Below are 13,312 nucleotides of genomic sequence, written 5' to 3' on the forward strand. Positions count from 1 at the left end.
GGTGGAGAGGCGGTCAGACCTCGGTGATCTCGACGCTCTCGATGACGACGTCCTCGAGGGGCTTGTCGCGACCGTCGGTCGCCACGGCCGACAGGGCGTCGACGACCTTCTTGGACTCGTCGTCGGCGACGGCGCCGAAGATGGTGTGCTTGCCCTGGAGCCAGGTGGTCGGCGCGACGGTGATGAAGAACTGCGAGCCGTTGGTGCCGCGCCCCGCCTGCTTGCCGGCGTTCGCCATCGCGAGGATGTAGGGCTGGGTGAAGTCGAGCTCTGAGTTGATCTCGTCGTCGAACTGGTAGCCCGGGCCGCCGATGCCCTGGCCGAGCGGGTCGCCGCCCTGGAGCATGAAGTCGGGGATGATGCGGTGGAAGACGGTGCCGTTGTAGAGCGGCTCCTTCGTCTTGGCGCCCGTCGCCGGGTGGGTCCATTCGATGTCGCCGGTCGCGAGACCGACGAAGTTGCGGACCGTCTTCGGCGCGTGGTTGCCGTAGAGGTTGACGACGATGTCGCCCTTGGTCGTGTGGAACGTCGCGACTGCGGTGTGCAAAGGCATGGGTGGATTCTCGCACAGCGGCTCTGTAGGGCTCCGCAACGCCGGGTGTCAATGCGCTGGGTGCGCGATGCGCGGGCCGCGGGATGAGTGGCAGTATTGAGCCGTTGTTCGCCGCTCGTAGCCGATGGAGGACCAAGTGGGTCTGTCACGTAAGCACAAGAAGGATCTCAAGCGCCTCCGCAAGAACGCCGAGGCGGTCTGGAGTGAGCAGCAGGAGGTGCTGGCGCACGCCGCCTCCGTTCTCGAGAAGAGCCGCCGCCACGCGACCAAGTACGCGAAGAAGGAGGTCGTGCCGGCCGTCAAGGACGCCTACTCGAGCCGGGTGAAGCCCGTCTACGACAACGGGGTCTCCGCCGTCGAGGGCACGTACTCCTCCGCACGCGACGCCTACAAGCACAAGGTCCTCCCGACCTTCGCCGCTGTCGGCGGCACCGCCGCAGCCGCGTTCGAGGCCGCCAAGGACTCGAAGAACCGCGCGAAGCTCGCCGAGATCTCGAAGGCGCGCTGGGAGGAGCTCACCACCCCCCCGAAGAAGAAGAACAAGGTCGGCACGGTCTTCGCGATCGGCGCCGCCCTCGTCGCCGTGGGCGGCATCGGCTACGCCGTCTGGCAGACGTTCCGCGCCGACGACGAGCTGTGGGTCGCCGAGGACGAGCCGGCCAGCGCCGCGCAGTCGCCGGCGTCGACCGCTTCCTGAGTCGCCGCGTGAGGCCCGGACACCGCACTGCGGGTCCGGGCCTCACGCGTGTCCGGTGGTGCGCGGTCCGCGGTTAGGCTGCTGAGGTGGACATCCGGGTCGCCGCGTACGGCGTGATCATCGACGGCGAGCGCATGCTCCTCGCGCACTGGAGCCAGGGACCCTGGGAGGCGTGGACGCTTCCCGGCGGAGGCATCGACGAGGGCGAGTCGCCCGCCGACGCGGCCGTCCGCGAGATCTTCGAGGAGACCGGCTACCACGCCGAACTCGAGGGGCTGATCGGCGTCGACTCGCACGTGATCCCCGCGCACCGCCGAAGCGACCCCGACGCCGGCCCGCTGCACGCGATCCGAGTCGTCTACCGCGCCCGCGTGACCGGCGGCGAGCTGACCCACGAGGTCGATGGCTCGACGGACGCCGCGGCGTGGTTCCCGCTGGCCGAGGTCGAGGGACTCGAGCGGGTCGAGCTGATCGACGTCGCGCTGACGATGAACGAGGCCTGGACGCTGCGCTGACCGCGGCGGGTCTCGATACGCCGCCTCCGGCGGCTACTCGACCAGCATGCAGAGCGCCTCACGGCGTCACATCCGATGTGGATCGACCTCCATGCTGATCGAGTAGCCCGCGCAGCGGGCGTATCGAGATCCATCCCGGGAATCGCGCGGTGCCGCCCGGCGTTGTCTCCCCTGTGATCGTCGAGCTCTACACGTCCGCGTTCTGCGGCGCCTGCAACGCGGGCCGCAGTGTGCTCGAGCGCGCGGCGGAGCTGGTCCCCGCTGCGGAGATCCGCGAGTTCGACGTCGCCTTCGCGCCCGAGGCAGCGGAAGCCGCGGACATCCGCTCCACCCCCACGGTCGTGGTCCGCGACGCCGACGGCCGCGCGGTCTTCCGTGCGGAGGGGGCGCCGTCACTCCCCCAGGCGCTCTCCGCGCTCGCCCTCGCCGTAGGGTGACCTCGTGCCGCATCGTCGTCGAGTCGCCAGCGTCGCGGTCGTGCTGGCGGCCACGGCGTCGCTGGCGCTGTCCGGCTGCGCGACGGAGCCCGTCTCCGAGGCGACCGTCGGCATCGGCCGCGGCGGACAGCGCGCCGAGGTCCTGGGCGTCGTCGTCGTCTGCTCCGGAGCCGTCGACGGCCTCGACCTCGCCGTCGAGGACACCGCTCCCCTGCTGATCGGTGATCGCGCGCGGCGGATCACCCGCTGGGTCGCCCCGGAGCCCGTCGACGACATCGGCGCCACCGACCTCGCCGGCCGCACCGTCTGGCCCGCCGACCGGGAGATCGAGCGCTTCCCTCTCGGCGTCGACCTCACCCTCGGCGCCTACGCGGTCGGCGGCTCGGTCATCGGGCGCCCCGTGGTCTTCACCGCCGAGCAGTTCGACACCCTGTCCGTCGGCGAGATCATCGTCGGCGACATCCGCGACGGCACCTCCGAGACCCTCTCCGTCGAGAACTTCCTCGGCCTGGCCTGCCAGCCCCGCTGACCCCGCCGCCTCCCGCCGGAGGACGGGTTGCTCGCAGTTCGGAGAGCTCTCATCAAGGGCTACCCGGCTATCCCTTGATCTGCGTCATCGCCCACTGACCGCCGAACCCCGTCGCGAGCGGGACGCAGGAACCGATCGTTCGAGGCCGTGGAGGTCCTGGCGGCTCTCGACGACTTCGCCGCCAGAGCACGCCGACCGCGGCACGGCACGCACAGCGGGTGAGGAGGACCCGCGGACGGGTTCGAGTGTGGAGCCTAGGAGATTCGAACTCCTGACATCCTGCTTGCAAAGCAGGCGCTCTACCAACTGAGCTAAGGCCCCGGACCGGCGATGGAACGCCGGCGAGAGTGGAACGGCCCGACACCTCGCGATGTCGGGCCGTTCGGCACGTGGGGGTACCAGGACTTGAACCTGGGACCTCTTCATTATCAGTGAAGCGCTCTAACCGCCTGAGCTATACCCCCGAAATGGCCAGATGTGACTCTACCCGACACCGGGTCAGAATCCCAATCGGCCGCTCCGCCCTACTGGTTGGTGAAGCCGACCAGCAGGCCGCCGGTGATCTTGACGCTGAGGTTGTACAGCAGCGCCACGATCGCACCGAGGGCGGTGGTGACGATGGTGTTCAGCACCGCGACGACGACCGCGAAGCCCATGATCTGGGGCAGCGAGATGATCGTGTTGAGGTCGAACGCCTCCGCGCCGGCGATGTCCTGGACGAGGCCGTTGACCTCGTCGAAGACGCCGGTCTGCGCGAGCACCGTGTAGACGAGGTAGACGACGACGATCGTGATGATCGCCAGCGTCAGACCGAGCAGGAACGACAGCTTGACGGCCGACCAGAAGTCGACGTACACCAGCTTGAGTCTGACCTGCTTCGCCGCCGGGCTCTTCGCGGACTTCTTGGCGAGCTTCTCGGCGACCGTGCTACTCATCGACGGACTCATCCTCCTCCGACACCGCTTCGGACTCGGCCGACGCCGCGGCGTCGGGATCCTCGTCCTGGGCGTCGAGATTGCGTTCGGTGTTCTTGGCGAGTGCGATGATGCGGTCGTCGTCTGCGAATCGTGCGAAGACGACTCCCATGGTGTCGCGACCCTTGGCCGGTACCTCGGCCACGGCAGAGCGTACCACCTTGCCACTGGCGAGGACGACGAGCACCTCGTCGTCCTCCCCGGTGATGATGGCGCCCACCAGGTCGCCGCGCTTCTCCTCGAGCTTGGCCACCTTGATGCCCAGACCGCCGCGGCCCTGGAGCCGGTACTGGTCGACCGCGGTGCGCTTCGCGTAGCCGCCCTCGGTCACGACGAAGACGTAGCCCTCGTCGCTGACGACGTTGGCGTCCAGCAGTCGGTCGTCGCCGCGGAACGACATGCCCATCACTCCGGAGGTGGAGCGGCCCATGGGGCGAAGGGCCTGGTCGGACGCGGTGAAGCGGATCGACATGCCCTTGCGCGAGACGAGCAGCACGTCGCTGTCCTCGTCGACCAGGAGCGCGGAGACGAGCTCGTCGCCCTCACGGAGCTTGATCGCGATGATGCCGCCGGAGCGGTTGGTGTCGTACTCCATCAGCGCCGTCTTCTTGACGAGGCCGTCGCGGGTGGCGAGGACGAGGTAGCGGGCCGCCTCGTAGTCGCGGATGTCGAGGATCTGCGCGATCTGCTCGCCGGGCTCCAGCGCGAGGAGGTTCGCGATGTGCTGGCCCTTCGCGTCGCGGCTGACCTCCTGCAGCTCGTACGTCTTGGCGCGGTACACGCGGCCGGTGTTCGTGAAGAACAGCAGCCAGTGGTGCGTCGTGGTGACGAAGAAGTGCTCGACGATGTCGTCGGCCTTGAGCTGAGCGCCGCGCACGCCGCGGCCGCCGCGGTGCTGGGCGCGGTAGGAGTCGCTGCGGGTGCGCTTGAGGTAGCCGCCGCGGGTGACGGTGACGACCATCTCCTCCTCGGGGATCAGGTCCTCGACGCTCATATCGCCGTCGAAGCCGAAGAGGATCTCAGTGCGGCGGTCGTCGCCGAAGCGGTCGACGATCTCGTCGAGCTCGTCCGAGATGATCGTCCGCTGGCGCTCCGGGCTCGCGAGGATCGACTTGTAGTCCTCGATCTCGGCCTGGATCCTGTCGTGCTCGTCGATGATCTTCTGGCGCTCGAGCGCGGCGAGCCGGCGCAACTGCATGTCGAGGATGGCGCGCGACTGCACCTCGTCGATGTCGAGGAGCTCCATCAGGCCGTCGCGGGCCTCCTCCACCGTGGGGGAGCGGCGGATGAGGGCGATGACCTCGTCCAGCGCGTCGAGCGCCTTGAGGTAGCCGCGCAGGATGTGGATCCGCGCCTCGGCCTCGTCGAGCAGGTACTGGGTGCGGCGGACGACGACCTCGACCTGGTGGTCGACCCAGGCGCGGATGAAGCCGTCGAGCGAGAGCGTGCGCGGGATGCCGTCGACGATCGCGAGCATGTTCGCGCCGAAGTTCTCCTGCAGCGGGGTGTGCTTGTAGAGGTTGTTCAGCACGACCTTCGCGACCGCGTCGCGCTTGAGCACGACGACGAGGCGCTGGCCGGTGCGGCCCGAGGTCTCGTCGCGGATGTCGGCGATGCCGGAGACGCGGCCGTCCTTGACCAGCTCGGCGATCTTGATCGCGAGGTTGTCCGGGTTCACCTGGTACGGCAGCTCGGTGACGACGAGGCAGGTACGGCCCTGGATCTCCTCGATCGAGACGACGGCGCGCATCGTGATCGAGCCGCGGCCCGTGCGGTACGCGTCCTGGATGCCGCGGACGCCGAGGATCTGCGCCCCGGTGGGGAAGTCGGGGCCCTTGATGCGCTGCAGCAGCGCCTCGAGCAGCTCCTCGCGCGACGCCTCCGGGTTCTCCAGCGCCCACTTCGCGCCGGCGGCGACCTCGCGGAGGTTGTGCGGCGGGATGTTGGTGGCCATGCCCACCGCGATGCCGACCGAGCCGTTGACCAGCAGGTTGGGGAAGCGCGCAGGAAGGATTGCCGGCTCGCGGGTGCGGCCGTCGTAGTTGTCCTGGAAGTCGACGGTGTTCTTGTCGATGTCGCGGACCATCTCGAGGGCCAGCGGCGCCATCTTGGTCTCGGTGTAGCGGGGGGCCGCGGCGCCGTCGTTGCCGGGGGAGCCGAAGTTGCCCTGGCCGAGCGCCAGCGGGTAGCGGAGGCTCCACGGCTGGACGAGCCGGACGAGTGCGTCGTAGATCGCCGAGTCGCCGTGCGGGTGGAACTGGCCCATCACGTCGCCGACGACGCGGGAGCACTTGGAGAACGCCTTGTCGGGGCGGTAGCCGCCGTCGTACATCGCGTAGATCACGCGGCGGTGCACGGGCTTCAGGCCGTCGCGCACCTCGGGCAGCGCGCGGCCGACGATGACGCTCATCGCGTAGTCGAGGTAGGAGCGCTGCATCTCGAGCTGGAGGTCGACCGGCTCGATCTTGTCGTGCCCGTGGATCACGACACCGGTCTCGGTGACGATGTCCTCGCCGTCGTCCGGTCCGGTGGGGGTGTCTGATTCGTCTGCCATGATCTCTGTCTTCTCAGGTGGGTCCGGGCCCCGGGTCGTGACGGGGGCGGGTCGCGCTGGGTGTCAGTGTTCTCGTCGTCGGCCGCTGAGGCCGCTGCGTGGTGCTTCTCGGGAATGCGACCCATTGAGGGTCGCCGTCACGTCTTCGAAGTGGTCGCGGCGGCGGTCCACTGGACCGCCGGGCTGCCGCCTTTCGAAGGACGTGAGATTCCTCGCCATCTTCTAGATGTCGAGGAATCTCACGTCCTTCGCATTCTTCTGGATGAAGGAGCGGCGGGACTCGACGTCCTCGCCCATCAGGGTCGAGAAGATCTCGTCGGCGGCGGCCGCGTCGTCGAGGGTGACCTGGAGGAGGGTCCGCGTGGCGGGGTCCATCGTGGTCTCCCACAGCTCCTTGTAGTCCATCTCGCCGAGGCCCTTGTAGCGCTGGATCCCGTTCTCCTTGGGCATGCGCTTGTTCGACGCGGCGCCGTGCGCGAGCAGCGCGTCGCGCTCGCGGTCGCTGTAGACGTACTCGTGCGGCGAGTTCGACCACTTGAGGCGGTAGAGCGGCGGCTGCGCGAGGTAGACGTAGCCGAGGTCGATCAGCGGGCGCATGTAGCGGAACAGCAGCGTCAGCAGCAGCGTCGTGATGTGCTGGCCGTCGACGTCGGCGTCGGCCATCAGGATGATCTTGTGGTACCGCGCCTTGTCGGGGTTGAAGTCCTCGCCGATGCCGGCTCCGAAGGCCGTGATCATCGCCTGGACCTCGTTGTTGCCGAGGGCGCGGTCGAGGCGGGCCTTCTCGACGTTGAGGATCTTGCCGCGGAGGGGGAGGATCGCCTGGGTCTCGGGGTTCCGGCCCTGGACGGCGGAGCCGCCGGCCGAGTCGCCCTCGACGATGAAGATCTCGGAGATCGACGGGTCCTTCGACTGGCAGTCCTTGAGCTTGCCCGGCATGCCGCCGCCCTCGAGCAGGCCCTTGCGACGCGCGGTCTCCCGCGCCTTGCGGGCGGCCATCCGCGCGGAGGCCGCCTGGATCGCCTTCCGGATGATGTCCTTGGCCTGGTTGGGGTTGCGGTCGAACCAGTCGGCGAGCTGCTCGCCGGCGACCCGCTGCACGAACGCCTTGGCCTCGGTGTTGCCGAGCTTGGTCTTGGTCTGGCCCTCGAACTGCGGCTCGCCGAGCTTGATCGACACGACGGCGGTGAGGCCCTCGCGGATGTCGTCGCCCGAGAGGTTCTCGTCCTTGTCCTTGAGCAGGTTGTTCGCGCGCGCGTACTTGTTGACGAGCGTCGTCAGCGCCGCCCGGAACCCCTCCTCGTGCGTGCCGCCCTCGTGCGTGTTGATCGTGTTCGCGTAGGTATGCACGCTCTCGGTGTACGCCGTCGTCCACTGCATCGCGACCTCGAGCGAGATGCGGCGCTCGGTGTCCTCGGACTCGAAGTCGATGATCTCGGAGTGCACGAGATCGGACTTCTTCAGCGAGTTGATGTACTCGACGTAGTCGACGAGGCCCTTCTCGTAGAGGAAGACGTCGCTGCGCGGGCCGGAGGTCTCGTTCTCCCCCTCGCCGTCGAACTCGATCTCCTTCTCGTCGGTCAGCGCGATGCGGAGGCCCTTGTTGAGGAACGCCATCTGCTGGAACCGGGCGCGGAGGGTCTCGTAGTCGAACTCGACGGTCTCGAAGATCTCGGCGTTCGGCCAGAAGGTGATGGTGGTGCCGGTCTCGTCGCTCGGCCCGCCCTTCGCGAGCGGCGCCTCCGGCACTCCGTCCGCGAAGGTCATGCTGTAGGAAGCGCCCTGGCGCTTCACCTCGACCTCGAGTCGGGTGGAGAGGGCGTTGACGACGGACGAGCCGACGCCGTGCAGACCACCGGAGACGGCGTAGCCGCCGCCGCCGAACTTGCCGCCGGCGTGCAGGACGGTGAGCACGAGCTCCACGGTCGAGATGCCCTCGGTGGGGTGCATGTCGACCGGGATGCCGCGGCCGTTGTCGACGACGGTCAGGCCGCCGTCGGCGCGCATGACGACCTCGATGTTGTCGCAGTAGCCCGCGAGCGCCTCGTCGACGGCGTTGTCGACGATCTCGTAGACCAGGTGGTGCAGACCGCGCGGGCCCGTCGAGCCGATGTACATGCCGGGGCGCTTGCGGACCGCCTCGAGGCCCTCGAGGACCTGGATCTGGTTCGCGCCGTAGTCGCCGGAGGACTTCGTCGACATCCCCTCGCCCCGTGCCGCCTCGGCGGGAGCGGCCGCGACCGGAGCGGAGGGGCCGGTGGAGCCGTTCGCGTCCAGGTCGTTCGCTGCGGGGGCTGACGTGGAGTCGGTCGGCTCGGGTGTCATAGCTGTGGAGTTCTCCTCTGACGGTCCGTCGCGGCGCGCAGGCGGATCTGGAGATCTCGCGCACGGGGTCGACGCTGCGGTTCGGCGGCCCTCCATTCTATCGCGCGGCGGCCGGTCGCGCGGCGCTCAGTGGCGATCTGACGAACGATTTCTCCGGGGTCGACCGAAAATGCGTCCTCAGCCGTAGGTATCGCGCGGACCACGCCCTGGAATCGACCTGGGGCCCTTTTTCCAGTTCGGGACGTCGGGCCCTTGGAAACGGATCGCGGTGATCCCCGCGTCCGGGTGGTTCACCGCGATGTGGTTCATGATCTCGATCCGCATCAGACGCAGCTGCGTCGACCAGGCCGTCGACTCGCACGCCACTGTGAGCACGCCGTCCACCACGCCGACCGGAGTGGAGTGCTTCGCCGTCTCCTCGCCGGCGATGGCCGTCCAGGACGACATCAGATCGCCCTGGGCGAGGGGAGCGGTCCAGCCGAGCTTCACCGTGAGGGAGGAGAGCACGTCGCCGAGGTCGTGCGGATCGCGGCCCCCGCCGAACGAGGCCGCGTCGCCCTTCGGCTCGGCGCGGTCGACGGTCTTGCGCACCCGGCGGGGGGCGTCGCCGCCGAAGACCTCCTTGAGGTGCTGGTAGACGCGCGCCGCCTCGGAGTCGGGAGCGGGGGAGGGAGCGCCGCGGCGGGGGGAGTCAGCCACGGTCGGGGTCCGGGGTGGGCTCGGAGACGGGCACCGGCGCAGGCTCGGGCACCGAGTCCTGCTCCGGCTTCCGCGCGGGCTCGGGGTCCGGTTCGGCCGCGGACTCGGCGGCGGCCGACTCGAGCGCGGCCGTCTCGGGCGCGGTCAGAGGCGTCTCCGGGACCACGACCGCGTCGGACTCGACGATGCGGCCCGCCTCGATCCGGACCGTGTGCGCCGCCAGCGCCGCGGGCACGTCGTCGAAGACCGCGGCCGTGATCAGCACCTGCTCGTAGTCGGCGACCACGGCGGCGAGCCGCTCGCGGCGGCGGGCGTCGAGCTCGGCGAAGACGTCGTCGAGCATCAGCACGGGGTCGCCCATGGGGGAGTCGCGCCGGAGCAGCTCGGCCGCGCCGAGCTTGAGCGCCAGAGCGAACGACCAGCTCTCGCCGTGGCTGGCGTAGCCCTTCGCCGGGAGGTCGTTGAGCTCGAACTGGACGTCGTCGCGGTGCGGCCCGACCAGCGAGATCCCGCGGTCGAGCTCTCGTCGGCGCACGGCGAGCAGGGCCGCGGAGAAGGCCGCGGCCAGCTCCGCCGGCGCCGCGGAGGCCTCGGCCGTCGCGACGGGCTCCTCGTCGTCGTCGACCGCTCCCTCGATGCTCAGGCGCGAGCGCAGGACCGGGCGCTGGTCCGCTCCGGCGACCGCCTCGTAGGCGGCGCGCACCGGGCCGCTCAGCTCGTCGACCAGGGTCAGCCGCGACTGGATGATCTCGGTGCCGAGGGCGACGAGGCGCTCGTCCCAGATGTCGAGCGTCCCGAGCTTCGCGGGATCGCGGACGCCGCTCGCCCGCGCGGACTTGAGGAGCGAGTTGCGCTGACGGAGCACCCGCTCGTAGTCCGCCTGCACGGCGCTCATCCGCGGGGAGCGGAGGACGACCAGCTGATCGAGGAAGCGGCGGCGCGCGGACGGGTCGCCGCGGATGAGGAGGAGGTCCTCCGGCGCGAAGAGGACGCTCGAGAAGAAGCGGGGCAGCTCGCGCGGCTTGATGCCGCCGCGGTTGATCTGCGCGCGGTTCGCGGAGGAGCGGTTGATCTGCACCTCGGCGAGCAGGTCGCGGTCCCCGTTGCGCAGGCGGGCGCGGATCACCGCACTGTCCTGCCCCGCGCGGATCAGCGCCTGATCGGTGGACACCCGGTGCGAGCCGAGGGTGGAGAGGTAGCCGAGCGACTCGACCAGGTTCGTCTTGCCCTGGCCGTTGCGCCCGACGAAGAGGTTCGGGCCCGGCGCGAGCGCGACGTCCACGGAGGCGTAGTTGCGGAAGTCGCTCAACGCCAGCTGCGTCACCTGCACGCGCTCACCTCCTCCGTCTCCACTCTGCCCGATGCTCCTGCGCCGGGCGCGGGGTCTCGATACGCCGCCGCGCGGCTACTCGACCAGCATGCAGGGCGACCATGGCCGCAGCACCGGCTGACGGCGGCCCGACGACCTCCGTCTCGACGACGCAGGGTCTCGATACGCCGCTGCGCGGCTACTCGACCAGCATGCCGGGGGCGATGACCGCGGCCCCGAGAACGGCGACTCGGGCGGCCGCCGTCCCTGCGACGGTGGGTCTCGATACGCCGCTCCGCGGCTACTCGACCAGCATGGAACTCCGCCGTCCGTAGGACGCGACCCAGCAAGCCACCGCGTCGCCCGAAGGACGCGCGTCCCCCACCGAGCACACCAGGAGTCGACGAACTCCCCCGCGCAGGGTGCAGGCGGCCGGAGGCCCGCCGCCGCCGTGAGAGCATCCCTGCCTCACGGTGGCGGCGGGCCGCAGGTCGCCGTCCGCGACCGGCTCTGCATGACGCCACAGCTTCGAGAAGCCGACCGCCGTGAGGCCGGGCAGGGACCGGCCTCACCGGTCGACTGAGCTGCGCTCAGTCGACCGCCTTGACACTGTGCCCGCCGAACTGGTTGCGGAGCGCCGCGACCGCCTTCATGGCGGGGGAGTCCTCCTGGCGGGAGACGAACCGCGCGAAGATCGAGGCGCTGATCGTGGGGACCGGGACGGCGTTGTTGATGGCCTCCTCGATGGTCCAGCGGCCCTCGCCGGAGTCCTGGACGTAGCCCTCGATGTGCTCGAACTCCGGGTCCTGCTCGAGCGCTCGGACGAGCAGCTCGAGGAGCCAGGAGCGGACGACCGTGCCGCGCTGCCACGCCTTGAAGGTGCCGGTGACGTCCTTGATGATGTCCTTGCGGGTGTCGAGGAGCTCGTAGCCCTCGGCGAACGCCTGCATCAGCGCGTACTCGATGCCGTTGTGCACCATCTTCGCGTAGTGGCCCGCGCCGACCTCGCCGACGTGGACGAAGCCCTCCTCGCGGGGGCCCTCGGGGCGCAGCGCGTCGAAGACGGGCATCGCGTACTCGACGAGCTCCTTCGGGCCGCCGACCATCAGGCCGTAGCCGTTCTCGAGGCCCCAGACGCCGCCGGAGACACCGGCGTCGATGTAGTGGATGCCCTTGGGCTTGAGCAGCGCGTCGTGCTTGAAGTCCTCGGTGAAGCGGGAGTTGCCGCCGTCGATGACCAGGTCGCCCTCGCTGAGCTTCTCGGACAGGTCCGTGACGACGGCGTCCGTGATGGCGCCGGCGGGGACCATGACCCAGACGATGCGCGGCGCCGGGAGGGCGGCGATCATCTCGTCGAGCGAGGCGGCGTCCGAGACGTCCGGGTTGCGGTCGTAACCGGTGACCTCGACGCCCTTCTCCCGCAGGCGGGAGCGCATGTTGTCGCCCATCTTGCCGAGTCCGACGAGTCCGATGTGCATGGTGAACCTTCCTGGGATTCGATGTCCGGCGGGCGGGTGCTCGTCGGGAGCAGGGCGGTCGCGGCGCTGCGATCGGGGAGGAGCGGTCAGCGCAGGAGCAGGTTCGGCTGGAGCAGGTAGCGGTAGCTGTCGCTCCCGGGCTGCTCGCGCGAGGTCTGCGCCGTGATCAGGACCGGTCCGGGCTTGTTGGGGTTCTCGGTCTTCGTGAACGCGATGCGCACGAACTCCGAGTGCACGGCGGCGAGGCCGTCGAGCAGGAACTGCGGCTTCAGCGACACGACGACGTCGACTCCGGTGACGATGGCGTCGATGCTCTCGGACGCCTGAGCCTGCTCGGAGCCGATGGCCTCGAGGGTGAGCCCGTCGCTGCTGAAGCTGAAGCGCAGGGCGGCCTCGCGCTCGAGGACGAGCGAGACGCGGCGGGTGGCCTCGATGAGGTCGCTCGTCGCCATCACGGCGTAGTTCTCGACCGAGGCGGGGAAGAGGCGCTTCACGGGCGGGAAGTTGCCCTTGATCAGGAGCGACGTGACCGTCTTGCGGTCGGCGGTGAAGGCGATCAGCTCGCGCTCGTCGCGCTGGGTGATCGCGACCGAGACGGTGCCGGAGTGGCTGAAGGTCTTGCCGACCTCCTGCAGGGTGCGCGCGGGGACCAGCGCGGTCAGCGGCTGGCTGGGGGCGGCGTTGTCGCCGTTGTCCCAGTCGATCTCGCGGACGGCGACGCGGTAGCGGTCGGTGGCGACCAGGCCGATGGTGTTCTCGGTGATCTCGAGCTGCACGCCGGTGATCACGGGGGTGACGTCGTCTCTGGAGGCGGCGACGGCGACCTGCGAGATCGCGGCGGAGAACGCGTCGGCGGGGACGAGGCCGGTGGAGGCGTCGATCTCGGGGATGCTCGGGTACTCCTCCACGGGCATCTGCAGGAGCGTGAAGTGCGCGGAGCCGGCCGAGACCGAGACGCGCGACTCCTCCGTCGCGACGCGCACCGGGGCGTTGGGGAGGCGGTTGGCGATGTCGGCGAGCAGTCGGCCGGAGACGAGGACCGTGCCGGTCTCCTCGACGTCGGCGGCGATCTGCGTCTGCGCGGAGACCTCGTAGTCGAACGAGGAGAGCGTGAGGCCCTCGGCGGTCGCCTCGATGAGGATGCCCGAGAGGATCGGCAGGGTCGTGCGCTGCGGCAGCAGCTTGACCGCGAACGACACCGCCTCGCTGAAGACATCGCGGTTGGCTTGGAACCTCACGAGA

General features: G+C 69.7%; 12 protein-coding genes and 2 tRNA genes. 4 read left to right on the forward strand and 10 right to left on the reverse strand.

Annotation, left to right across the window (positions count from 1 at the left end; translation table 11 throughout):
• Positions 1-13: 13 nt before the first annotated feature.
• Positions 14-553: a peptidylprolyl isomerase gene (locus tag EDF22_RS17460; protein ID WP_123447250.1), complete on the reverse strand. Its 540-nt coding sequence runs from the start codon at positions 551-553 to the stop codon at positions 14-16.
• 136 nt (positions 554-689) lie between these two features.
• Between EDF22_RS17460 and EDF22_RS17465 the strand changes: the two genes are divergently transcribed.
• The 4 genes from EDF22_RS17465 to EDF22_RS17480 all read left to right on the forward strand — a co-directional run bounded on the left by EDF22_RS17465 (position 690) and on the right by EDF22_RS17480 (position 2,731).
• Positions 690-1,250 (forward strand): hypothetical protein, encoded by a 561-nt coding sequence (locus EDF22_RS17465; RefSeq protein ID WP_123706109.1) that lies wholly within the window; start codon positions 690-692, stop codon positions 1,248-1,250.
• Positions 1,251-1,336: 86 nt separating this feature from the next.
• Entirely contained in the window at positions 1,337-1,765 is a 429-nt protein-coding gene (locus EDF22_RS17470) for an NUDIX hydrolase (RefSeq protein WP_123447252.1), read from the forward strand.
• A 149-nt stretch (positions 1,766-1,914) separates the two neighbouring features.
• Positions 1,915-2,202 carry a thioredoxin domain-containing protein gene (locus tag EDF22_RS17475; protein WP_260303534.1) on the forward strand — a complete coding sequence of 96 codons (288 nt, stop codon included), beginning with the start codon at positions 1,915-1,917 and terminating at the stop codon, positions 2,200-2,202.
• Positions 2,203-2,206: 4 nt separating this feature from the next.
• Positions 2,207-2,731, forward strand: coding sequence for a hypothetical protein (locus EDF22_RS17480; RefSeq protein ID WP_133961335.1), 525 nt, complete (start codon positions 2,207-2,209; stop codon positions 2,729-2,731).
• Between the two features lie 248 nt (positions 2,732-2,979).
• On the opposite strand, the gene EDF22_RS17485 is transcribed toward EDF22_RS17480, so the two are convergent.
• The 9 genes from EDF22_RS17485 to dnaN all read right to left on the reverse strand — a co-directional run bounded on the left by EDF22_RS17485 (position 2,980) and on the right by dnaN (position 13,308).
• Positions 2,980-3,052, reverse strand: a tRNA-Ala gene (locus tag EDF22_RS17485).
• A 69-nt stretch (positions 3,053-3,121) separates the two neighbouring features.
• Positions 3,122-3,195 (reverse strand) — tRNA-Ile (locus EDF22_RS17490).
• A 60-nt stretch (positions 3,196-3,255) separates the two neighbouring features.
• Complete coding sequence (locus EDF22_RS17495) at positions 3,256-3,666, reverse strand: DUF3566 domain-containing protein (protein ID WP_123447255.1); 411 nt, start codon at positions 3,664-3,666, stop codon at positions 3,256-3,258.
• The gene (gene gyrA, locus EDF22_RS17500) at positions 3,659-6,259 is read right to left on the reverse strand and encodes a DNA gyrase subunit A (RefSeq protein ID WP_123447256.1); all 2,601 of its coding nucleotides are present in this window, start codon (positions 6,257-6,259) and stop codon (positions 3,659-3,661) included. The genes EDF22_RS17495 and gyrA overlap by 8 nt, the downstream gene beginning before the upstream one ends.
• Positions 6,260-6,481: 222 nt before the next feature.
• On the reverse strand, positions 6,482-8,461 hold the full coding sequence (gyrB, locus tag EDF22_RS17505) for a DNA topoisomerase (ATP-hydrolyzing) subunit B (RefSeq protein WP_123706249.1): 1,980 nt from the start codon (positions 8,459-8,461) through the stop codon (positions 6,482-6,484).
• Between the two features lie 300 nt (positions 8,462-8,761).
• Positions 8,762-9,283 carry a DUF721 domain-containing protein gene (locus tag EDF22_RS17510; RefSeq protein WP_123706112.1) on the reverse strand — a complete coding sequence of 174 codons (522 nt, stop codon included), beginning with the start codon at positions 9,281-9,283 and terminating at the stop codon, positions 8,762-8,764.
• A complete protein-coding gene (gene recF, locus EDF22_RS17515; RefSeq protein ID WP_123706113.1) occupies positions 9,276-10,613 on the reverse strand; it encodes a DNA replication/repair protein RecF in 1,338 nt (445 codons plus the stop codon). The genes EDF22_RS17510 and recF overlap by 8 nt, the downstream gene beginning before the upstream one ends.
• Positions 10,614-11,182: 569 nt before the next feature.
• The gene (gene gnd / locus EDF22_RS17520; RefSeq protein ID WP_123706114.1) at positions 11,183-12,070 is read right to left on the reverse strand and encodes a phosphogluconate dehydrogenase (NAD(+)-dependent, decarboxylating); all 888 of its coding nucleotides are present in this window, start codon (positions 12,068-12,070) and stop codon (positions 11,183-11,185) included.
• A gap of 86 nt (positions 12,071-12,156) precedes the next feature.
• On the reverse strand, positions 12,157-13,308 hold the full coding sequence (gene dnaN / locus EDF22_RS17525; protein WP_123447260.1) for a DNA polymerase III subunit beta: 1,152 nt from the start codon (positions 13,306-13,308) through the stop codon (positions 12,157-12,159).
• Positions 13,309-13,312: the final 4 nt, after the last annotated feature.

This window comes from Rathayibacter sp. PhB127 (assembly GCF_003751665.1).
GTDB classification, from domain to species: domain Bacteria; phylum Actinomycetota; class Actinomycetes; order Actinomycetales; family Microbacteriaceae; genus Rathayibacter; species Rathayibacter festucae.

Bases quoted from the DNA above. Each gene is read 5' to 3' on its own strand.
- EDF22_RS17460 (WP_123447250.1), bottom strand. From the start codon at position 553: ATGCCTTTGCACACCGCAGTCGCGACGTTCCACACGACCAAGGGCGAC.
- EDF22_RS17495 (WP_123447255.1), bottom strand. From the start codon at position 3,666: ATGAGTAGCACGGTCGCCGAGAAGCTCGCCAAGAAGTCCGCGAAGAGC.
- gyrA (WP_123447256.1), bottom strand. From the start codon at position 6,259: ATGGCAGACGAATCAGACACCCCCACCGGACCGGACGACGGCGAGGAC.
- gyrB (WP_123706249.1), bottom strand. From the start codon at position 8,461: ATGTCGACGAAGTCCTCCGGCGACTACGGCGCGAACCAGATCCAGGTC.
- gnd (WP_123706114.1), bottom strand. From the start codon at position 12,070: ATGCACATCGGACTCGTCGGACTCGGCAAGATGGGCGACAACATGCGC.